General features: G+C 39.1%; 17 protein-coding genes and 2 pseudogenes. 17 read left to right on the forward strand and 2 right to left on the reverse strand.

Going from position 1 to position 22,156, the window contains the following annotated elements:
• The first annotated feature begins 579 nt into the window (after positions 1–579).
• Both FGT79_RS03490 and FGT79_RS03495 read left to right on the forward strand, forming a co-directional pair.
• A complete protein-coding gene (locus FGT79_RS03490) occupies positions 580–1,362 on the forward strand; it encodes a sugar phosphate isomerase/epimerase family protein (protein ID WP_138751385.1) in 783 nt (260 codons plus the stop codon).
• Positions 1,359–2,462 (forward strand): Gfo/Idh/MocA family protein, encoded by a 1,104-nt coding sequence (locus FGT79_RS03495; RefSeq protein ID WP_138751386.1) that lies wholly within the window; start codon positions 1,359–1,361, stop codon positions 2,460–2,462. The genes FGT79_RS03490 and FGT79_RS03495 overlap by 4 nt, the downstream gene beginning before the upstream one ends.
• A 673-nt stretch (positions 2,463–3,135) precedes the next feature.
• Here FGT79_RS03495 and FGT79_RS03500 read toward each other — a convergent pair.
• Positions 3,136–3,495: a winged helix-turn-helix transcriptional regulator gene (locus tag FGT79_RS03500; protein ID WP_246096130.1), complete on the reverse strand. Its 360-nt coding sequence runs from the start codon at positions 3,493–3,495 to the stop codon at positions 3,136–3,138.
• Between the two features lie 171 nt (positions 3,496–3,666).
• Here FGT79_RS03500 and FGT79_RS03505 point away from each other — a divergent pair, with 171 nt between their 5' ends.
• From FGT79_RS03505 to FGT79_RS03565, 14 genes and pseudogenes are all read left to right on the forward strand, one after another.
• A complete protein-coding gene (locus FGT79_RS03505) occupies positions 3,667–4,311 on the forward strand; it encodes an ABC transporter permease (protein ID WP_138751387.1) in 645 nt (214 codons plus the stop codon).
• 9 nt (positions 4,312–4,320) lie between these two features.
• Positions 4,321–5,232 carry a glycine betaine ABC transporter substrate-binding protein gene (locus FGT79_RS03510; protein WP_138751388.1) on the forward strand — a complete coding sequence of 304 codons (912 nt, stop codon included), beginning with the start codon at positions 4,321–4,323 and terminating at the stop codon, positions 5,230–5,232.
• A gap of 20 nt (positions 5,233–5,252) precedes the next feature.
• The gene (locus FGT79_RS03515) at positions 5,253–6,023 is read left to right on the forward strand and encodes an ABC transporter ATP-binding protein (protein WP_138751389.1); all 771 of its coding nucleotides are present in this window, start codon (positions 5,253–5,255) and stop codon (positions 6,021–6,023) included.
• Positions 6,020–6,646: an ABC transporter permease gene (locus FGT79_RS03520; RefSeq protein WP_138751390.1), complete on the forward strand. Its 627-nt coding sequence runs from the start codon at positions 6,020–6,022 to the stop codon at positions 6,644–6,646. The genes FGT79_RS03515 and FGT79_RS03520 overlap by 4 nt, the downstream gene beginning before the upstream one ends.
• A gap of 13 nt (positions 6,647–6,659) precedes the next feature.
• Entirely contained in the window at positions 6,660–7,631 is a 972-nt protein-coding gene (locus FGT79_RS03525) for a zinc-binding alcohol dehydrogenase family protein (RefSeq protein WP_246096132.1), read from the forward strand.
• Positions 7,632–7,674: 43 nt separating this feature from the next.
• Complete coding sequence (locus FGT79_RS03530) at positions 7,675–7,845, forward strand: hypothetical protein (RefSeq protein ID WP_212758501.1); 171 nt, start codon at positions 7,675–7,677, stop codon at positions 7,843–7,845.
• 253 nt (positions 7,846–8,098) lie between these two features.
• Positions 8,099–8,725, forward strand: coding sequence for a macro domain-containing protein (locus tag FGT79_RS32190; protein WP_281285894.1), 627 nt, complete (start codon positions 8,099–8,101; stop codon positions 8,723–8,725).
• Positions 8,726–8,729: 4 nt separating this feature from the next.
• Positions 8,730–9,017 (forward strand): macro domain-containing protein, encoded by a 288-nt coding sequence (locus FGT79_RS32195; RefSeq protein WP_281285895.1) that lies wholly within the window; start codon positions 8,730–8,732, stop codon positions 9,015–9,017.
• A gap of 4 nt (positions 9,018–9,021) precedes the next feature.
• Positions 9,022–9,854, forward strand: a pseudogene (locus FGT79_RS03540) (radical SAM protein).
• Between the two features lie 33 nt (positions 9,855–9,887).
• Positions 9,888–10,058, forward strand: a pseudogene (locus FGT79_RS03545) (IclR family transcriptional regulator domain-containing protein); the annotation flags it as partial.
• 676 nt (positions 10,059–10,734) lie between these two features.
• Positions 10,735–12,540, forward strand: a complete 1,806-nt coding sequence (locus FGT79_RS03550) for a hypothetical protein (RefSeq protein ID WP_138751392.1) — start codon at positions 10,735–10,737, stop codon at positions 12,538–12,540.
• Positions 12,541–13,120: 580 nt separating this feature from the next.
• Positions 13,121–14,539 carry a diadenylate cyclase gene (locus FGT79_RS03555; protein WP_171056060.1) on the forward strand — a complete coding sequence of 473 codons (1,419 nt, stop codon included), beginning with the start codon at positions 13,121–13,123 and terminating at the stop codon, positions 14,537–14,539.
• 1,970 nt (positions 14,540–16,509) lie between these two features.
• Positions 16,510–18,600 (forward strand): ATP-dependent nuclease, encoded by a 2,091-nt coding sequence (locus FGT79_RS03560; RefSeq protein WP_138751394.1) that lies wholly within the window; start codon positions 16,510–16,512, stop codon positions 18,598–18,600.
• Positions 18,593–20,497 (forward strand): UvrD-helicase domain-containing protein, encoded by a 1,905-nt coding sequence (locus FGT79_RS03565; RefSeq protein ID WP_138751395.1) that lies wholly within the window; start codon positions 18,593–18,595, stop codon positions 20,495–20,497. The genes FGT79_RS03560 and FGT79_RS03565 overlap by 8 nt, the downstream gene beginning before the upstream one ends.
• Before the next feature lie 34 nt (positions 20,498–20,531).
• Here the strand turns inward: FGT79_RS03565 and FGT79_RS03570 are convergent, their stop codons facing one another.
• Positions 20,532–20,873, reverse strand: a complete 342-nt coding sequence (locus FGT79_RS03570) for a helix-turn-helix domain-containing protein (RefSeq protein WP_138751396.1) — start codon at positions 20,871–20,873, stop codon at positions 20,532–20,534.
• A gap of 129 nt (positions 20,874–21,002) precedes the next feature.
• Between FGT79_RS03570 and FGT79_RS03575 the strand changes: the two genes are divergently transcribed.
• Complete coding sequence (locus FGT79_RS03575; protein ID WP_138751397.1) at positions 21,003–21,995, forward strand: DGQHR domain-containing protein; 993 nt, start codon at positions 21,003–21,005, stop codon at positions 21,993–21,995.
• The last annotated feature ends 161 nt before the right edge of the window (positions 21,996–22,156 follow it).

Below are 22,156 nucleotides of genomic sequence, written 5' to 3' on the forward strand. Positions count from 1 at the left end.
CTCCTTCTCCGCGGGCGAACATCTAGCTTCTGCGGCGGGCACGTAATACGACAAGGGCCGGCTAGGTGCCGCGGACGAGACGAAACGCCAATCTAGCCGGCCCGATCTTCACATGCAGTGCTGTACCGTCATCACGATGCGCGATCCGCATACGCATCAAGTCTCCCGAACAAATTTGTTAGGATCCGGACGTTACCCCTGAGCACCTAGCGTTGCACGGCAGCGAAGAACGCCTATCGGCGAATACGCCTCGGACCTTTCTCTGACATACCTCTGACTACGGAGCGGTGCGGCCGAGAATAGCTTGCAGTTCGCTGCGGAGCCTCGAAGGGCATAGCGTCCTGTTCGATCTACTTGACTACGCGCATGGCAGGCGCGGCATTGGCCTCGAGGAAGACGACGTCCATGTTCGAGGTTGGACGGTCGCTTGCAGCAGTTGGCTCAAATACAACGGATTTTAAAATACTCATCGAAATCATATTTTTCCAAATAAATCAATAGTTATCAGAACGGCTATTCTACAGACCTCCTAAAGGGTGTAAGCTGATGACGAATAGAGAGAATGGGGAGGAAATAGGTGTGAAGAACAAAATATCCGTTCAGTTATACACGCTCCGCGAGCAGTGTGCCGCTGACTTTCCCGGAGTGCTTCGCGAACTGGCTCGAATCGGTTATAGTGCCGTCCAGTTTGCCGATTTCTACGGGTACGATCCAGCCGTGCTGAGAACCGTGCTGAAGGAGACGGGACTTCGCGTATCCGGCTTGCATTACGGCGGGGATGAACTGCTTAACGAGCCGGAGCGTGCGATTGCGGAAGCAAAGTATTTCGGAACGCCCGATATCGTGTGTGCCGGGATCGGCGAAGAATACCGGGACGAAGCAGGATATCGGATGCTCAAACTTCGGTTCAACGAGTTGGCAGATCGTCTGCAAAGCGAGGGGTTACGAATCAGCTACCATAACCACGCCTTTGAATTCGAAACGGCGGTGGACGGAAAGGACGGGCTGTCGTACCTGATCACGCCTGAGGAGGACAATATCATACTTGCAGAACCTGACGTCTACTGGCTGAAGAAGGGCGGACACGACCCGGTCGAATTCCTCGCACCTTATGCCGGACGAGTCCCGATTTTGCACATGAAGGATATGACGGACGACGAGGAACAAGCCTATGCAGAGATCGGCACGGGGACGATCGATTTCGATGCGATTATTCGCTGGGGAGAGGAGTCGGGCGTCGAATGGTACGTCGTGGAGCAGGATAGCTGTAGGACGGATCCGTTAGAATGCGTCAAGACGAGTTACTCCAATTTGGTTCGGCTTATGAAGAAGATCAAGGAAAAGGGGGGAGGCGCGGCATGACTAAATTGAAAGTCGGTATCATCGGTGCCGGCAATATAAGCGGGATTTACTTGGAAAACGGAAAGCGCTTCGAATCGATGGAGATCGTGGCATGCGCGGATTTGGACGCGGAACGCGCCAAGGCCAAGGGAGAAGAATACGGCGTGCGCGGCTGTTCGGTGGATGAGCTGCTCGCCGATCCGAATATTCAGATGGTCATCAACCTGACCATTCCCCTGGCACATGCGCCGGTTGCGATGCAAGTGCTGGAAGCAGGAAAGCACGTCTACACGGAGAAGCCGCTGGCCGCTACGCGTGAGGAAGGCATTCGCGTACTAGCGATGGCGAAAAGCAAAGGTCTGCGTGTCGGCGGCGCGCCGGATACCTTCTTAGGAGGCGGCATTCAGACGTGTATCAAGCTGATCGAAGAGAACGCGATAGGCACGCCTATCGGCGCAACCGCTTTCATGATGGGTAGTGGACCGGAAAGCTGGCACCCCAACCCGGACTTTTTTTATCAACCTGGCGGTGGGCCGCTGTTCGATATGGGGCCCTATTATCTGACCACGCTGGTTGCACTGCTCGGTCCCATCTCCCGCGTGACGGGATCAGCGAAGATCTCGTTCCAGGAAAGGGTTGCCAAAAGCGAAAAGCTTAACGGGAAGAGGATCAAAGTCGAGACGCCTACCCACATTGGTGGCGTGCTCGATTTTGCATCCGGACCGATGGCGATGCTGCTGACAAGCTTCGATATCAACGGCGGTTCTATTCTGCCTCGGATCGAGCTGTACGGGAGCAAGGGGACGCTGCTGGTGCCGGACCCTAACACGTTTACCGGTCCCGTGAAGCTGAGACGGATGGGCGAAGAAGAATGGTCGGATATTCCACTGACGCATGGCAAAACCGAAAACGCCCGAGGCGTCGGCGCGGCGGATATGGCGCAGGCGATAATATCCGGTCGCGGCCACCGCGCGAGCGGCGACTTAGCCTATCACGTACTGGAAGCGATGTTTGGCATTCTCGACGCTTCTTCCCAAAGCGTTCATTATACGATGAAAAGCACTTGCCAGAAACCAGTCCCGTTCCCGACGGGACTTTCAGACGCCGAACTAGAAGTATAAATGCAATGCAGGGATTCAAATTTCAGAAATGACTTTTCAACTTGCTTACAAAGAATGGAACGATAAGGCGGCCGGAATCGTAAGCTTACGGTTCCGCCGTCCGTGTTGAGTCAGAACTCCAGCCAAAGCAAAAAAACATGATTGTATTAAACGGCAAATCGAAGCTCAGCGACTTTGTTGTAAGGAGAACGGATTTAACCAATAGGTCAGAACCGAGAAGAGTATTCCGAGACAACTGAGACAAATGTTGGATGACAAAATATGTACCGATTAATTACCGCGTAAATCGCGGTTTTTTTGTTTTATAGGTACATATTCTTGGCAATGTGCAATGTCAAGAATATGTACCGAATGGAGGTAAAGGCCAAGAATGTATACCGATTGCCGATGAACAGTTCTGTTTTCTCAGAAGGGCACTTATTTGTGAAATTTGTCAGCTTGAAAAGGTAACGTTCAACATATTGTCAGTTAACAAATAGATTACTTATATTCTTAATTATTTCATTAAAGGAAATCCTATGAAGTAGAATGTAATGATTGCAAAGTAACCAAGCAATTAAAACGAGAACACGCCACAAACTTGACGTGTTCTCGTCTTCATTCATTACTATTTCGCGAAAAATGTATTTCATTTTTGCTGGGAGGACCCGTTGAATCCATATCGTATTCTACATTATGAAGTCACCTGTTTAGTATGTTCAAGTGTATTCGCATTCTTCTGATAATTTAATCCCCATACTTCCATCACACTGATTATCGGTCGTAATGAGTCTCCCAATTCACTAAGCTGATACTCGACTCTTGGCGGAACCTCGGCGAATACTTTTCGAATAACGATTCCATCTTCCTCCATCGCGCGAAGATTCTGCGTTAATACTTTCTGACTAATATCGGGTATTCCTTTACGAAGTTCCCCAAAGCGTTTCACTCCTGTAAGTAAGCCTTGTAATATAAGCAACTTCCATTTGTTACCGATCAAGCCAACTGTTGTCGCAACAGGGCATAAGGGCAACTCTTTGCTAGTTGGTATCACATTATCCCTCCATTAGTTACTTTTAGGTTCCTATATGATAAAAAGGTGCCTACTTTCAAATGTGCTGTATAGCTTTTATTATAAATGGAGAGAGACGAATTGCAACTATAAAAGTAAAGCATCAATGACCCTTGTCGTTAGGAAGAAAGGGGATATTTTGGAGGTGTTTTTGTGTGGAAGCAGCTGTCGGATTATTTTGTTCATAATCACGATGACTTTATAAATTCATTAGGAGAGCATATCGTCATCAGCTTTGTCGCTTTAGTATTCTCTGCACTAATTGGAATTGCAGGTGGTTATCTCTGCGTAAAACATAAGCAATACGATAAATGGATCATTTCCATTTTTCAAGTACTCCGCATTGTTCCGAGCTTGGCTATTATTCTTCTGTTAATTCCCATTATGGGGACAGGGGTAGAGCCGGCGTTGATCGCGCTTGTCCTGCTTGCCATTCCACCTATTCTGATGAATACAGTTGCTGGAATCGAGGGAGTATCCTCATCAATGTTAGAGGCTGCTTACGGAGTTGGCATGTCAGATCGGCAAGTCTGGTGGAAGATTAAGTTTCCATTAGCTGCACCACTAATTTTAACTGGCGTTAAAACGGCTGCAATTGAAGTTATTGCGAGCGCGACCTTGGCTGCGAAAATCGGAGCTGGAGGGCTAGGGGGCATTATTTTCACAGGATTAGGTCTGAATCGAATGGATTTGCTGTTAGTTGGAGGGATATCTGTTGCTGTCCTTTCTATTGCAGCTGGTTTATCGCTTGATTTGACGGATCGTTATTTGTTCAAATATAAAATGGTTAGAAAGTAGGATGAAATCATGAAGATGAGTGTGAAGAAGAAATGGTTTAAGGTTGCTGCAATAACAATGGGATTGGCAGTTATGTTATCAGCATGCGGTGGTAAGAATTCAAATACAGGTAATGAAACAACGATTCGTGTTGGTACAAAAGACTTCACAGAGAATTTAATCGTGGGCGAGTTATATGCCCTCGCCTTGGAAGATGCAGGTTATAAAGTTGATCGTATTCCTAACATTACAGGCTCCGTCATTCATTCCTCCCTTGTGAACAATGAAATCGATTTATATCCCGAATATACAGGAACCGGTTTATTATCTGTTCTGAAGATGGATCTAATTACAAATCCGGTAGAAGTATACAAGACAGTGAAGGAAGCGTATGAAAAGCAATTTCAAGTAACATGGCTAAACTACTCGCAAGCCAACGATGGAGCAGGTCTCGTTATCCGGACGGAAGTTTCTAAGAAGCTTAATATAAAGACGATTACAGACATGCAAAAGCACGCAACAGAGCTCCGTTTTGCCTCGCAGGGCGAGGTTGACCAGCGTGAAGACGGTATCCCCGCACTTGAGAAAGTGTATGGTAAGTTGAATTGGAAATCATCGAAGGTATACGATAATAGTTTGAAATATGAAGTACTCCGAAACAATGAAGCAGATGTTGCGCCAGCTTATACGACAGAAGGGCAGCTCGTGAATACCGATGAATTCACCTTGCTTGAGGATGATAAGCAGGTGTGGCCTCCATATAACTTGGCACCAGTTGTTCGTAATAATATCATAAACGCAAATCCTAAGGTTACAGAGATTATCAATAAAATTAGTGCAGCACTAGATACATCTATCGTTACGGCGTTGAACGCTAAAGTTGATGTAGATAAAGAAGAGTACGAAGACGTCGCAAAGGAATTTTACGATTCCATAAAATAAGGTGGTTCTTGGAGGAAAACATGTCACTTAAAGCGATTGAGTTCAATCAGGTATGTAAACAATACTCGCAGTCCGGGGACTTTGTTGTCGATCATGTAAATTTGTCCATTAATGAGGGGGAGTTCATTACCATATTGGGCTCCTCTGGTTCCGGAAAAACCACACTGCTCAAAATGATTAACCGATTGTATGAACCGAGTGAAGGAACAATCAATCTGTTTGGTGAAGACATTGCCACCATTGATCCCGTTAAGGTTAGAAGGAAAATTGGTTATGTGATTCAGCAGGTAGGTTTGTTCCCACACATGACAATCGCCCAGAACATTGCGACCGTACCGAAGCTTCTCAAATGGCCGCAGCCTAAAATCAAAGAAAGAGTAGACGAATTGCTGAACCTTGTCGGTCTTGACCCGAAAGAATTTAAAAACCGATATCCTTCACAGCTGTCTGGCGGTCAGCAGCAGCGAATCGGACTGGCGCGTGCCTTGGCAATCGATCCCAAGATCATGCTGCTGGATGAGCCTTTTGGTGCGATTGATGCGATTACAAGATTGCATCTCCAAGATGAGCTAATGCGGCTGCACGGGGGATTAAAAAAAACCTTTTTGTTTGTCACGCATGACATTAACGAAGCCTTTAAGCTCGGTACAAGGGTAATGATTATGAATAATGGAAAAGTCTCTCAGTTTGATACTCCACAAAGTATTGTTAAAAATCCTGCCGATTCGTTTGTCTCATCACTCATGCGTTCCTCGAGAGAACAAGAGCGGTTCTGGGAGGGATTAGATTGATCGAATATGCGCTCAAGCACCCCGATAAACTATGGAAGCCGTTGCTTCAACATCTGGAATTGCTATTGGTTGTTATGATTGTTTCTCTCATACTGGCTGCACTATTGACGATAACAGCGATGACTTCGAAACCGATTTCCAATACAATGCTTCATTTGTTCTCGATCATCTATTCCATTCCTAGTCTCGCGCTCTTCGCCTTATTGATTCCGATTACTGGATTAGGGAAAATAACGGCTATTGTCGTTTTGGTCATTTACAACCAGTATTTGCTGCTACGAAATTTCATTGCTGGTTTAAATGATGTGGATCCATCTATGATTGAAGCTGCAACGGGGATGGGGATGAGCCGGATGCAGTTACTGTTTCAGGTCAGGGTGCCATTATCTACGAAGGCGCTCTTCTCGGGTTTAAGGCTTGCATCCGTATCGACGATTGGAATGGCGACAATTGCAGCATTGATTAATGCCGGTGGGCTGGGCAGTCTATTGTTCGATGGACTCCGTACTATGAATGTAAACAAAATATTGTGGGGAAGCTTGTTGTCCGCTAGCCTCGCGATCGTTACTAACGGGATATTAATACAAATGGAGAAAAGAATACAGAATCATAATCCAAGTTAAGACAGGAGAAAACATGATGAAAGCAGTTGTTCTTGAAAAAGCGTGCACACCACAGGATTTGGTTGTGAGTGAAGTAGCGTTACCGCATGTGAAACCCGGCTGGGTACGCATTAAAATAAAAGCGTTTGGCATTAACCGGTCAGAGATGTATACAAGGCAGGGTTATTCACCATCCGTTCAGTTACCACGAATTATGGGGATTGAATGCGTGGGTGAAATCGATGAACCATCCGACAGTACGTTCAAAAAAGGAGATCGAGTGATTTCTTTAATGGGAGGATTAGGACGCGAATTTGACGGCAGTTATGCCGAATACTCGCTTATCCCATCGGACCAAGTGTATCCCGTACATTATGAAATGGATTGGGTAGAACTAGCTGCCATTCCAGAAATGTATTATACGGCATATGCTTCGTTATTCGATTGTCTCCAATTAAAAATGGGAGAAACAATACTGATTCGAGGAGGAACCAGCTCTATAGGACTGGCCGCCATGCAACTAGCCAAAGCAGCTGGCGCTATCGTTATATCGACGACCAGAGATAGCAGCAAAATAGATTCAGTTATGCAGGCAGGGGCTGATGTCGTACTGCTCGATAATGAACATTTAACCCATGAATTGCAAGCCATAGCACCTCAAGGGGTAGACAAAGTTCTGGAATTAATAGGCACTGTCACCTTGAAACATTCGTTATCACTTGTGGCTCCCTGTGGCATTTTGTGTATGTCGGGCATATTAGGAAATGCATGGGAGATTGATCGATTTGAGCCGCTCGTTGATATTCCGACTGGCGTTTATTTCACAGCATTTACAAGTGAAGTGATTAATGAGAATCTGCTTACAGCTTTGTTTCAATATATTGAAAAACATAAGATAAAACCGCCTATAGCCAGAGTATTTACACTAGATCAAGTTAGTGAGGCGCATCAGCTCATGGAAAGCAACACGTCAGGCGGCAAAATGGTCGTGGTCAATAAAAGATAACAATTCAGTCGCTAGAGGAGAGCAACCTGAGGAGTGAGGTAGGATGGATAATTTCCGAACAAGAATAGATAAAGCGAATATCGCGCTGGCGGAAGCTGACGCCATTCTGATAGGCGGAGGGGGGCTGGCTTATCCGCAGCAGCAGGCATCGTATACAGCGGGAAACGTTTTTCTGAACCCTTCGCGCCTTTTATTGCGAAGTACGGATTTATAGACCTTTATTCGTAATACAGGCAAAAATATCGTTTATTTAGAGCTTGGTGTAGGATTTAACACACCTGGTATCATACGTTATCCATTTGAACGAATGACATATGACAATAGCAATGCTATCTTGATTCGGATGAACAAAAGCGATCCCAAGGGAATAAAGGAAAACATAGATAAAAAGATTGCTTTCACCGAAGATATGCAGGAGGTTGTTATTGAATTAATGAAGTTAAGCAACCTTTATGGGGAGAACGAAAATGACACAGATTACGTTAGATGAGTATTCTTCACTCATTCATTTGAGGAGCCCGTACGCATCGTTGCAACTAAATACTATGAGTAAAGAGAAAATAGTTACTGAGTTGTTGGAGCTATTGCTCGAGGAACAGTCTCGTGATCAAAAGGCAGCCGTTCTTTACGATATTAAGAGCAATCGGCACTTTTTAAAAGGTTTTCTAAATATCAGAAAAGCAAAACCGCTACCCAGTGATTTTTTAACTAAACTTGACAATCTCCTGCAGTCCGAATTATTAGACAAAGGTATTGTCCGAGTTGATCAGCTGAAAAGTATTTTAGAGCTGATTCCTCATTGCACATATAACCATTCTAATAAATTTATCCTTTGGCAAGGAGACATTATCCGCTTAGGAGCGGACGCAATTGTAAATGCAGCCAATAAATACATGTTAGGTTGCTTTCAGTATAACCATGCTTGTATCGATAACGCCATACACTCTGCGGCAGGACCGCAGTTAAGGGAAGATTGCAGAATCATCATGTCTATGCAAGGAGAACCTGAAAATACCGGATCTGCAAAAATCACAAGAGGCTATAATTTGCCTGCAAGGTATGTATTGCACTACTGTAGGACCTATTGTTCCTAGAGGAATGGAACTGACAGAACAGCATACTTCGGATTTAGCTGCTTGTTACCGATCTTGTTTGGAGCTTGCTCATAAAATCACGGAAGTCAAAACGATCGCTTTTTGCGGGATTTCAACAGGAGTATTTGGCTTTCCAAAACAGGAATCGGCCTATATTGCAATCCAGACCGTAAACGAATGGTTAAATACCCATGCTAATCATTTTAATAAAATCATATTTAATGTTTTCAGCGACGAAGATTACAGGGAGTACCTTCGTGTATTCGACCTTAATCCTATAGGAAAGTTGTAGATAGATGGCTATTGAAATCAAAGAAATCTTCTCCAAGAAAATTCTAAGCGAAGTCAAAGGATATTTGGATATTGGATTTACTCATTCCTTGAATCCATACAGCGGCTGCGCTTTTTCTTGCAGCTATTGTTACGTAAGAGAGATGCCGATTCAAAAGTTCAAAGAGGTCGCTTGGGGAGAATGGGTAGACATCAAAACAAACGCGGCGGAAAATTACCGGGCTGAGGTAATTAAGCTCCGGAGTAAGAACAAGCCGATCAACATCTTCATGTCTTCAGCCACAGATCCCTATCAACCGATCGAATTGAAAACAGACCTAACGCGGGGGATCTTGGAAGCTATGATCGAGAAACCGCCAGATCTGCTGCAGATCCAGACCCGAAGCCCGCTCATCATAAGGGATCTTGAATTGCTCATCCAGTTAAAGAAGAGTTGTAACGTCTTGGTTTCAATGACGGTTGAAACGGACCGGGAAGATATCAAGCGCATTTTTGCTCCATTTGCTCCTGGGATTAAGTTGAGGCTAAAAGCATTAAGAGAATTACATGAGGCAGGTATAACTACGCAGGCTTCTATTTCGCCTGTGTTGCCCTTTACGCCGGACTTTCCCAAGTTGCTGGAGGGCATTGTCGATCGGATTTGGATCGATACGCTGAATATCGGAGATGGATCAATGGGGAAGCGTTCAGAACGTCTGGGAATGCCTCAATTATTTATTACTCATGGGCTGTCAGAATGGTATCGAAGAGATATCCATGTCAGAGTTGAGAAGTATTTAAGAAGACATTTCCTTGTGAAATGATACATGTTTCGAAAGAAGATGCATTCCCCATGTAATTTATCTAAGGAGGAAACCACTATGAGCATACAGAAGCAGGCGTTCGGTGTGTTGCTGCACCAATATGGAAGGATGGACTAGTTGTGGCCGGAATTGCAATAACAGGACCATCCGCTCGAGTTTCGAAAGAGTTGGATGGAGAAAATAGTAGACTAATTAAGCGTTTTGCTCAAAGGATAACAGATGGATTAATTAATTGTTGATTATCAAGATTATATATTTAAAACAGAATAGGATTGTAGAATAACCGAGCTACCCATTAAACAAGCAGCTAAACAGATAACGTACCAAAAGAGGTCGACCATCTCGTTGGTCGACTTTTAATAATTCTATTTCGCGGTAAGAATCTGTTCAAGAAGTAGGTACCTTCGGATATCATCAGCTAGATCGTGAACATCTGACTTTCTAAAATTTACTTCACAAAATGAACAGTATGAATGTGACACAATCCATATATAAACACAGTAGTACAGCGGCTTGATGCTTCTATTATAACATATGTACAAAATACTATGTAATCTACATATACAAAAAAACGAACAGTTATAATAATTACGTAATTTTCTTTGGATTGTGACACAATACATTCGTCATATATAAAGGGCAGCATCTTACTGTCCCTATTTGCCGTATAATAGATCTATGAAGTCTTAAGGATTATGATAGAATTTACTTTTAGGTACTAAAAATTGAAATAGCGATAACCTAAAGGGAGAAGATAATATCCCGTAAGATAAGCTATTCAATTCCCCGGATAAAGATTAAGCTGAAAACTCCCCGAAATATCATTTCCTTCTCATGTTCAATCAGCTTCTGGTAAATTGGTGTGGTTTAATTAATCCATTATTGTGTTTTTTATTAATAAGGGGGTAAGGCATAATGGCAATACAAACATATCTTAACCCAGAAACAGAGGAACAACTAAAATTACAAACGGTTTCTTCGTTAATATTGTTAGATGGAATTGAGAATGAATGGAAAAATGCATACGATTCAGGTGGGTTATCAAGCTTAGTTGTTTCGTCGGACGGGTTAAAGATTTATCCATATAGAGGATTTCATCTCGATGTAGATACCAGAAGAGTAGATTGTACTAACGAAATAGATGTGGATTTGGCAATGCATCTACCTCCTTTTATAAATGTGAGTGTATTGTTTGGAGTAAGCCCTGAATACGAATTTAATAGCATCGGACCTCATATGAATGATGATATTAATTTAACATTTTCAGCGCAAATTAAAGAAATTCTCAAAATAAAACCAGAGTTATCTGAAACAAAAATTCATCCCAATATACCATTATCCTTATGTGCAAAAGAACCATATTTATTAAAGATAAGTCCCGACCAATTATTGTGTAAAGAAAGTGATTTGACCAATGCGATAGAGATAATCAACATGTATGCTGGTAAGGGCAATGTATGCTGGCCTATTTCTATTCGCATTGAACCTATTCCAACATGCTCGGTTCATGAAACCTTAACTTCCAAAAGTGAGTGGACAAAAAGGCTTGGTCAATCTTGGTTCGAGGTTGAAAATTTGATATCTAGGTATTGTCCAGAAGCATCATTAGGGGGTCGTTTTTCTAAACTAGTCAATATGTGCCTATGGTTGTACCAATGGCATGAAGGTATGAAAATTGGCAGTGAGGAGGAGAATCAACTTTTCGGAGGAACAATTGATGCGTTGAGGATTATACAAAACGAGTGGAGGGCTTGGAGTAAACTGCATGAACTAAACAAATGCCAAAATATAGGGATACCAAATTGGTCAGAACGTGATGTTGATCTGCTGTCAAAAATATTAGGTAACCCTGGCGTATATTCTTTTAAGAATTGTTTCGTGAATAAGAGAATAACCGATGAACATCATGCATTACTGAGTTCACTTTCTACGCAATATAAGGTTTGGTATAACCCATTAGCCATAGCCGGGACAAAAATTGCTAGTATCACACTTGATGAGATAGAACATCCAAGTGAGGCGTTGTGGTGTGTCGAAACAAAAATTGAGACTCAGGAAGATGGTTTCATAAATATTTGTAATTGTGGCGAGATGTTCGTTAAGAAAAAAAAGGTAGATACCCTAGTTCCAATGCGGTGTGGTTTTTGTGACGCCAGTTTTGGGCAAGTAAATTTAAGAACCATTTATGAAAGGCAGCAATTTATAGATGGATGTATTGGAGTAGAACAGCGTTTCGGAAGAACAACACATTCGGATTGCAAAGATATATCTGAACTATGGTCGTTAGTTGGCACCAAACTTAACATAATCGATAGGTACTTGGATAAATCGACTATTCGATATCTTGAAAAAGTCCCAACATCTATCCCAATTCGAATCTTGGTATCCGACGACGACGCAGTGGGGGCGACTCGGTTAAATTCTTTGTTAACTACAATTCGTAAATCGAGAATTAAAAGAACATTGGAGATAAAGGTAGTTTCATGTAAGAAGGGTCACAGTTCACATCCTCTGCATGATAGGTATGTCTTTTCGGATGATTGGGGCGCATCACTTTCTTCCTCGTTAAACGCATTAAATAGTGATTCCCTATGGATTTTTAAAATTGATGATTATCATAAAATGAAAATCAAGTATTTCGACTATTTTTGGAATCTGCCATCTGGTGTTCCAACTAACTACGGTCCTAGACAAATTAGTGTTAGACAAATTTTTCTTTAGGCTTTCATTGATGTATATGTGAATATGAAAGTAGCGGCTAATGAATAAGGTGAATGTCGTGTATGCCCAACCAATCTTTATTTGTTTCACCATCAGGATTCCAGAGTTCACGATATAAATTTGAATCATCAAAATAAGATATTGACAATTGATTTTTTTCCTCCTTAATTAAATAATTATCAAAGTATAATAACCAGTAAATCCAACTACTAACTAGAAAATGATAACAGGATAAATTGGGTATCTGGTCAAGTTCTCAGGATTTAAGAAGGCAACTCAATTGTAGACTAATGTAAATCAATGATTCGGTATTCACATATATTAATATTTCTTCTGATTTTTATGGAGTCGTAATCAAACTACCGCATAATCGCTTATAGAGGCCACTTATATCTATCAAAATGGAGGTTGTATTAACATATATACATTAGATGACCTAGAAAATAAAATTTCAGAAAACCATTTTCAGCATTGTGACAATCATTGGATAAATGAATTTAAAGAAATAGGTATCGATATTTCAAATTTTATCAATATAATGATTCTCGATGTAGTTAATATAAATGACACAATTAAAGATATGGAGATAAAAATTAATATTGGAACCGTAGAATATAAAGTAAATGCAGATGAAAAACTCAAGTCTATACTTAGAGACATTAAAAATAAATCTACAGTTCCTTTCCTATTTGGAGATAAAATTTTCAATTCCAATAACAATTCTAGTTACTTTAAAGATATAAATAATTATTTAAATAAAACCAATGGTCATTTATTCAATTTTGTTACGTGTTCGATAAAGGATGGTCATATGAAGTTATATGGTTATTCTATAAAGAATATCATGTGTATTTATGAAGCAATTGGAGAATTCGTGGAGGAGACCAATAATATTCGATTAGTAGAAAAATGCCCGCTATTAGACTGCTTACTTGTTAAATCTATATGTTTACAGCATAAAGATGATAATAGTAAACAGAGGAGTTTTTCAACAAGGGATGTAAGAAGGGAAGTACATAAATTACTTCACGAAGCAGTTGAGACGCTATTTGATAACTTTAGGCTTCCAGATGTTCAAATTTTCAACACACTATCTGGTTTAACTTATGAAAGTTCAAACTGCTATGCTAGTATTATTTTCGAAAATAATTTTATGAATATTGAAAATAATGTTGATCGTGTAAATTTCAAAAAAAATACTCTTATATCTATTGACGAGTGTAGAAAAATAAGAAAACTTTTACAAATATCACAAGGAAACTATTCCTTATATGCTAGGAATAAATTTAACTGGGAAATATGCGGTTTGACTTCCGTGAAAAGTACTACTAACGATATGGAAATAAGTTTTATTGGGCATATGAGATGGATACTAAAAAAATCGAACAAATCAATAATTTGCTATGACAAAGGAAAATATTCCATACCAAGTCTAATGAATGACGAAAATAACCTAAAGGATCAAATTTCTCAATACCTAGAAGTTGAAATATCAGACCATAAGTCCAACAAATTATACGAGCTAATTTGTGAAAGTAAAAATCAAAATCATGGGACACTAATTATATTTACTAATACAGCCGAAAAATTAACGAAGCGTTTAAGTGAATTTGGAAGAGGAATAGCAATAGAACCAATTGACTTATCTTTAAAAAAGGAACTTATTTATAATTTCACATCCATTGATGGTGCCTTGATTATAGATGATGATGGAATATGTTTCGGTATAGGAATGATTTTAGATGGAATTGCTTGTAGTCACGCTAATATCGGAAGGGGTGCACGCTACAATTCAGCCTATACATTTATTGCAAATCATGTGGATTTTAACTCAGAAAATGTTTGGATTAAAGAAAATGAAAGATACATGGCAGTTGTTATTTCTGAAGACAGAACTATTGATATTATTACTAACTCAAACATAATAACACCTTTCATCGAACAGTTAATTGAAATGAGTTTGGAAGAATACGATGACGGCCTAGACTTATTATATTAATATGTTCATTTCCTTTGAAGGGGCTGTCCCAAAAGTCAGATAAATGACTGAAGGCAGCCCTGTTTTCAAAATTGTAAAACAAAAAAGAAGCCTTTCCTTGGTAAAATAGAAGTGTTGTGCAACCATTCGAAAGAGAGCTTTATTTGTACATTCAATATAACATTGATCAACTTTGTCTGACAATGGACTTACAAGAAGATATTCCTCAACATCACCTAGTACGTATCGTTAATGCTGCTGTCAATCGACTGAACGACGACATATTTACTACCGCCTTATCCTGGTGCGGTCGAAATAGCTATCATCTCAAATATTGACGAATGTCATCATCAACGCCTATATGGAACACAACTACTCCTCCCGTCAAATCGCTAAGGCGGTTTGCGAAACATCTTGTTCACGTGTAAGCAGGCCGTCAACGACCAGACTTCCATACCCTCAATCGGTTCCTCTCCGAACGTATAAAATCCGTGCTCGAAACGGTATTCTGCGCTGTTCTACAGTTTCTGGTTGAAGTGAAGTATGTAAAGCTCTAGCATCACTTAGTCGATGGTACGAAGATAGAAGCGGATGCCGACTGCTATATCTTTGTTTGGTGAAAAGCGGTGGTAAAACACAAGGCTAATCTGCAAGAGAAAGTAAAAACGTTGTTCACAACTATCGAGTAAACCTAGAAACAAGAAGAACGGGAGCATGGTCAGCAGGATCAAAGCGAGCTTGAAGAAGCCGCTTAAGAAAGCCGTTCGCGCACTACTAAAAGACTTGTTGCCTCATCTTGAATGATAGGAAGAACACCAAACTGTACATGGAGAACGAAAAAGTTATAGCAAGTCCGACAAAGATGCAACATTCATGCGGTGAAAGAAGACCATATGCGTATCGGTCATCTTAAGTCTGGATAAATTATACAATTAGAAATATAAAACAAATTATTGTCGGTTATAGCCTTTACCTACGCCCGATGGACACACGGTGCTTGAAAACGTAAAACCGCACTTGGAAAGCTGCCAGGGACAATCATCGCAGATGCTAGATATAGCGGAGAAGAGAATTACGCTTAACTTGAGAATGAACAACTTGAGGCGCTAGTCAAATACAGCACGTATATTTAGGTAAAATCGCAGAAATGGCAATCAGACATCAGTAATAGTGTTTCCCAGTTGAGTCGATCTTGCAGCCTGGTTTTCATTTCAATGCTAATTCCGAAATTGGTCATCAAGAAGGTGGTCAGCAGATGGTTGTTCTTAATAGCGTCAAGAATATGCCTCTTAATCCAAACTCCTCGAAAGTTTGTTGGATTTGCTTTATTTGTCACCGCTAAACATAGGAGACGTCAAAGTTGACTCGTCCGAAAAATAATGAAAAAACAGGAAATAAGTCGAAGGATACCGGGGTGGTATTTTTTTTTATTTTGACTGACAAAATAATGACATATATCTTTTTTATAAAATAAGCGAGTGAAATTACAATTTGTATTAAGAAAATTGCGTTTTTAAAATCATGAAACAAGTGTTTGGAAGGTATTAGGAATATCGGTGTGGAATTATGTAGTTATATGTCGTTTATTCGTATGGTTCTTAGGGTCTTAATGAGAAAGTCAGTCAGACTAGAGGCTAGCGTCAAAAACCTAGACCCCACAGCTTAGTTTGTCAAAACCAGTCTCTAAACGGCGGAGTTCAAGAAGTATTCCACCAAGTGTCGTTTTTTTGAATAACCTTGTTCAATTGGCGATGCTGCTCCAGAAACCAATACGATTCATTTTAACATTTTTTCATAATCTTTCGGTGATCTTCCTCCTTGAGTTATTCGTTCTGCCGATAGTAAATTATTAATTCGATCCCATTGATCGTCTCGTATTTCATAACGACTCTTCAATTCCTTAATGTACTATGTTTTAGACCGTTATAGATTTCATACACTCCCTAGAAAATGTTTGCACAATTAATGTTAGACATAAGGAGGATACAATTATGTTTTTAAGACAATTGAATATTTGGAACTTTAGAAAGTATGGAGTATCTGAACAAGATAGTAACTTGCCTGGCCTAATTGTAACCTTTAATGATAATTTTAATTTACTTATAGGTGAAAATGACTCCGGAAAAACAGCAATTATTGATGCTATAAAATTTTCTTTAGGAACTTCAAGCGAAGATACCTTTCGAATTTCTGAAAGTGACTTTTTTGTTGACAAAGAAGGAAATACATCAAAAGAGATAAAAATAGAGTGTATTTTCTCTGGATTATCAGAAAAAGAGGCTGGAATATTCTTAGAATGGCTCACGTTCGATGAAAAGGGAAACTACGAGTTGCAAGTAAGAATGACCGCGCAAAAACAAAAAAATGAATTGCTTTCAATTGAAAGAATAGAGAGGACAATCAAAGCTGGCCCAGAAAATGCTTCAAGTAGATTAGAAGGACTTGCACGAGAGTTGTTGAAATCTACATATCTGAAACCTCTTAGAGATGCTGAAATTGAACTAAAGCCAGGAGTAAGATCTAGGCTTGCTCAGATCCTGAAAAATCATCAAGCCTTTCGTAAAAATGATTCTTTTGAAAAACATCCCTTAGAGATCACTTTTCAAGAGGCTAATGAGAAAGTCGAAGATTTTTTTGATCTACCCTATGAAGATGGAAAAATAAAAACTATAAAATCTGAATTAACCGACTATTTGGATAATTTTTTTCATGAGCCAATAAATGGAGAAAACAAACGCGAATCAAATTTTAAAATCACTCCAGTTAAACTAAATGAGATTTTAAAAAAGTTAAGCTTATTACTAGAGGATGTTCCTTCAGGTTTAGGAAGCTTAAATTTGTTATTTATAGCTGCTGAGCTTTTACTTCATGATAATGCACTTTCAATAGGACCAAACATTACATTAATAGAGGAAATTGAAGCTCATCTTCACCCTCAAGCGCAGCTAAGGTTAATTAAATATTTACAAAGAAATAAGACAGAGGGATCAACCGGAGGACAATTCATTTTAACTACTCACAGTACTACATTAGCAGCTTCTACAAAACTAGAACATATTATATTAATACACGATGGAACAGCGTATCCAATGAATGCAGAAAATACGGAACTTGAGATTGAAGATTATAAATTTCTTGAGCGTTTTCTTGACTCGACAAAAGCTAACTTATTTTTTGCTAAAGGCGTAATTTTTGTTGAAGGGGACGCAGAAAATTTATTAGTGCCTGCGATTGCTGAACTAATCGGAAGACCATTACATAAATTTGGAGTATCAATTGTTAATATAGGAAATACCGCCTTTAATCGATATGTGAAAATATATTCTAGATCAAGTGAATGGTTAGATATGTTTCCACCATTGAGAGTTCCCGTTGCTGTTGTGACAGATGTTGATATAAAACCAATGCCTTTTTATGATGATTCCCAAGAAGTTAGAATAAGGGATATTTTAATTATTAGGAATGAGCATTTATCTTTTATCGCAGGCAAAATAGGAGTCGAAGTTGAAGAAATTTCTCATCTGCTAGATCAAGCTTATAGCACGAAAAAGGAACTAATTAATACTATTGATCTGTATACTACTGCTAGATTAAATAGTAATGATATTAATGAAATAGCTGAATTAATAAAAGAACCGTTGTCACAGACCACTATAGACTCTCTGAGAGAGAATAAAGCAAGATCTTTAATTACTGAGTATAGTAATAGTTCTGAAAACATTAAGGTTTTTGTTGCTTCAAACTGGACACTAGAATATGAAATAGCAATGAGTACTCTTAGAAATGATTTATTAGATGCGATCCATAACGTTAAATATAAGAAACCTACAAGTGAGGCCAACTTAATAAAACTGTCAGACATGAAAATAAGGATAGAAGGTATTACAAATCATGAAGAGGCTGCGTATGAGGTTTATAAGCCTTTATTGGAGAAGAAAGTTTCGAAGGCATCTGTAGCTCAACAACTAGCGTTATTACTTCAAAGTGAAGAGGACTTTAAGGAAAAAGTAAAAACTGATGAATACTTAAAATACTTACGGGATGCTATTTTTCATGTAACTGGAGGGCAGCCAAATGTTTGAAATCACTACTGAGGACATAACAAAAGTGGAATCAATACTGCTGGGACAGTATATAAGTTTTTCAAGCGAACAAAAAAATATCATCATGTATGAGAAATCTGGTGATATTGTAGCTTGCCCAGGAAGTGGAAAAACTACTGTTTTAATAGCGAAGATTGCTATATTAATTAGAAAAATAAAGGAAGCTAACTTAGATTACGGTATATGCGTTATCACGCATACAAATGTTGGTGTTGAGGAAATTTTAAATAAATTAAAAACTTTAGGAATTAACGATGTTGCTTATCCTCATTTTATTGGAACTATTCATGAGTTTTTAAACACTTTTTTTGCTCTCAGAGCCTATACTACAGTTTCTTCTCGCGAGAAATTTTTTTTCATAGAAAATGATGAGTACAAAGGTTACTTCTCTAATTTTTTTGAAAAACATAAACCCAATTGGTGGTCTTTTTCAGCTCCTTTTTCTGCAGTAGATAGAACAAAATTATCAATAAATGTTAATAAAGAGGTTTCACTAATTGGATTTGAAGAGAAAAACTACCGCAACGCACTTTTAAATACTTTTAAAGAGATGTTTCATTCAGGATATTTACGGCATAGTGACACTATTTCACTATCAAAGTTTTATATTGAAAAGAATGCAATCGAATTAAGAAAGGCATTCCAAGCTAGATTTAAATATCTTTTTATAGATGAAACGCAAGATACAAGCATAGAACAATACCATATTCTTTCAAAATTAATAGAAGGTAATGAAGAAACAATTATACAGCGTTATGGCGATCCATATCAGGCGCTGTATAATTTGTATTACGGTGAACCTGATGCGTGGGAACCTCCAATAGAGGAACGGAAAGAAATAGCTACTAGTAATCGCTTTGGAGAGAAAATAGCTAAGATACTAAGGACAACTTGTATCGAGAGATATGACCATTTAGTTGGCAGTGAGTTTGTTCCTTCTTTGGAACCCCATATATTACTTTATAAAGATCAATCACAGCTATTAGAAGCGTATGCTAAGCTTCTAATTTCATATAATCTCCCGTTAAACACAAACAAAATATACGCAATTGCTCAACATCATGATGCTGTTGCACATTACCACAAAGATTATCAGAGGTCAAAAAGTGAGAGTCAGACAAAATCAAGTTTTGCAGAGTGTTTAAATGAAGTCTATAAGGTAATGTCAAAAACTTTACGGAAGAAAAATGAAAGTGCTGGGAGTCGATTGAAATTTTCTCCTGTTAGATTAAACGATTTACTTAAAAGCGAATTTCCTTTAGAGCACAATGATTTAAGAAGTATTCTTTCTATGATATTTAGAAAAGTTTATCTTTGTAAAGACCATAGCTCTGAGCTTAATCAATTCGGATTATTGTATGAAAAAATCATGACAGAGAACTTCGGATTGGTAATAGAGAGAGGTGATATAGCGTCAGATGTTGAGATTATTATTAAGTATGTCTTGAAAATATTCACAACAGAAATTCGATCTGAGCATGTAGACAATAATAATTATCTTTATAACGATGTTCTTATTCATTTAAATACTATACATTCTGTTAAAGGTGAAACACATTTAGCTACACTGCTATTGGAATCAAATATTAATCGGGATGAGTATTCTGATTTATTTGATATAATGCCATTTTTAATAGGTAAGTATGATGAAAAACTTGCACAGGATATTAAGATAAAAGATAGTTTGAAGTTAGCTTATGTTGCATTGAGTAGACCTACATATTTCGCAGGAATAGCGATCAAGGAGGAGCATATCAGTCAGGAGGAAATAATTGCTGCAAAAAGTCATGGTTGGAAAGTTTTAAAGGTAAGTGAGATTATGATTAATAGAGGAATTTTGCTATCCGAGGTAGCTGCTGCTACTGAAACAATTTAGTCAAAAAAAGAGGCCAGTAGATCACGAATAGTGACTACTTGCCTCTTTTTATTATGTTGTATATCTCAAAGATCGTTCTTACCTCAGAAATATCCTTTGTCAGTAACTCTCCACTAAAAACCTCAATCAATTCTTCTTTTGAAAGCTTATTTGAAGGAACAATCTCTCCAAACCTAAAAAACTCAGAGAAAGACATATCGAGCGCTTTTATAATTTTCTCCAATGTTTCTAACGATACATTACGTTCTCCACGCTCAACGCCACCGATGTACGAGCTTTGTAATTGTGCTAATTCTCCAAGCTCTTCTTGACTCATCTTCTGGGCTTTACGAACTTGTCTAATCCGTTCCCCCACTAATTTTGCAAGGCTTGCCATGCATATCACCACCTAATTTATACATTAGGCAAGCCAAAGTATGATAAACAGAGTATCTAACTATAAATACCATTGTAAAAAGAACTTATAAGTACTATATTTTAAATAAAACATCACGGAGATGACATCATGAGTAGTTTGCCAGTGAATTATGTTATTGAAAATGTCCTACAATATAAAATGAGGGGCAAAGTAGCATATCAAAGCCATTTACCAGCAGCCATCGCACTAAATATTACTTTTGTAAAACCATATGATGATCCGAACGGAAAAGGTTATCAACGGCCAGTCGATCCTAAGCGTTGCCATGATTTTGCTGTTTACTTGTCTAAAGGAGAAGATGCATTATTTACTCCTGTATTACTTAATGCCTGTGGTAATTGGGAGTTTACTTGTTATGATCAGACAAGGCCTAATTATGGGAGACTAGTTTGTAAGGGAAAAGCTTCTCTTATGGATGGACAACATCGACTTGGGGGAATTAGAAAGTACGTTCGAGAAACGAACTCCGATATAAGTATCCCTTTTCTCGCGTTTCATGCACTTGATGACGATGAAGAAATTAAATTATTTGACACAATTAACACGAAAGCAAAGGGAATTGGTCCATCACTAAGTAAGTACTTAAGAAGAGATACGGACGATCTTAGCTGGGTTGCTACGAAACTATTGATGCTTAAGGAAAGTCCATTTTTACTTATTGGCAGCATAATTGGGAAACGCGTAAAGGGTAGACATATTACACTTCAGAATTTGTACCGCACTTTGCATTTTCTATTTAAAAGTGATGAATTAGCTGCGTTATCAAAGGAAGAGAAACTGAATATTGCATTGATGTACTTTACCGCAATTAAAGAAACACTCCCATCTGAATGGCTCGATTATTCAGGGCACAGATTAACGCATATAGTTTGTATGGATGCTCTTTCAATTGCAGCAGGAAACGTATTAAGTAAACACATGAGTGGTAATAAGAAATCAATTGACTATTCATCCCTCATAAAGGCAGTGAAGAAACTAAAAGATATCGATTGGTCCACAACCGGTCCATTACGCTTTATTAAAGGATTAACAGGCTCGAAGGCTTTGTCCCAAGAAATTACAGAGTTGATGATAGGTTAACAACGAAAGAGGACATTCAGAAACTTGAATTGTTCTCTTTTTACATGGAATTATTTACATGTTAAGTGAAGGTCGTTCAGCCATTATAATATTTGTGAATCACTTTTAGGAAGTGGGTTTTTTCTGGTGTCAAAAAGATTTACGCATTACTTTTGTCCAGC

It is taken from the genome of Paenibacillus sinopodophylli (assembly GCF_005930355.1).
Lineage (GTDB): Bacteria > Bacillota > Bacilli > Paenibacillales > Paenibacillaceae > Pristimantibacillus > Pristimantibacillus sinopodophylli.

Excerpts from the sequence above, each read along its gene's own strand:
- FGT79_RS03550 (WP_138751392.1), top strand. The coding sequence starts at position 10,735 with ATGGCAATACAAACATATCTTAACCCAGAAACAGAGGAACAACTAAAA.
- FGT79_RS03560 (WP_138751394.1), top strand. The coding sequence starts at position 16,510 with ATGTTTTTAAGACAATTGAATATTTGGAACTTTAGAAAGTATGGAGTA.
- FGT79_RS03555 (WP_171056060.1), top strand. The coding sequence starts at position 13,121 with ATGGAGATAAAAATTAATATTGGAACCGTAGAATATAAAGTAAATGCA.
- FGT79_RS03525 (WP_246096132.1), top strand. The coding sequence starts at position 6,660 with ATGATGAAAGCAGTTGTTCTTGAAAAAGCGTGCACACCACAGGATTTG.
- FGT79_RS32195 (WP_281285895.1), top strand. The coding sequence starts at position 8,730 with ATGGAACTGACAGAACAGCATACTTCGGATTTAGCTGCTTGTTACCGA.
- FGT79_RS03510 (WP_138751388.1), top strand. The coding sequence starts at position 4,321 with ATGAAGATGAGTGTGAAGAAGAAATGGTTTAAGGTTGCTGCAATAACA.
- FGT79_RS03495 (WP_138751386.1), top strand. The coding sequence starts at position 1,359 with ATGACTAAATTGAAAGTCGGTATCATCGGTGCCGGCAATATAAGCGGG.
- FGT79_RS03530 (WP_212758501.1), top strand. The coding sequence starts at position 7,675 with ATGGATAATTTCCGAACAAGAATAGATAAAGCGAATATCGCGCTGGCG.
- FGT79_RS32190 (WP_281285894.1), top strand. The coding sequence starts at position 8,099 with ATGACACAGATTACGTTAGATGAGTATTCTTCACTCATTCATTTGAGG.
- FGT79_RS03570 (WP_138751396.1), bottom strand. The coding sequence starts at position 20,873 with ATGGCAAGCCTTGCAAAATTAGTGGGGGAACGGATTAGACAAGTTCGT.
- FGT79_RS03515 (WP_138751389.1), top strand. The coding sequence starts at position 5,253 with ATGTCACTTAAAGCGATTGAGTTCAATCAGGTATGTAAACAATACTCG.
- FGT79_RS03575 (WP_138751397.1), top strand. The coding sequence starts at position 21,003 with ATGAGTAGTTTGCCAGTGAATTATGTTATTGAAAATGTCCTACAATAT.
- FGT79_RS03565 (WP_138751395.1), top strand. The coding sequence starts at position 18,593 with ATGTTTGAAATCACTACTGAGGACATAACAAAAGTGGAATCAATACTG.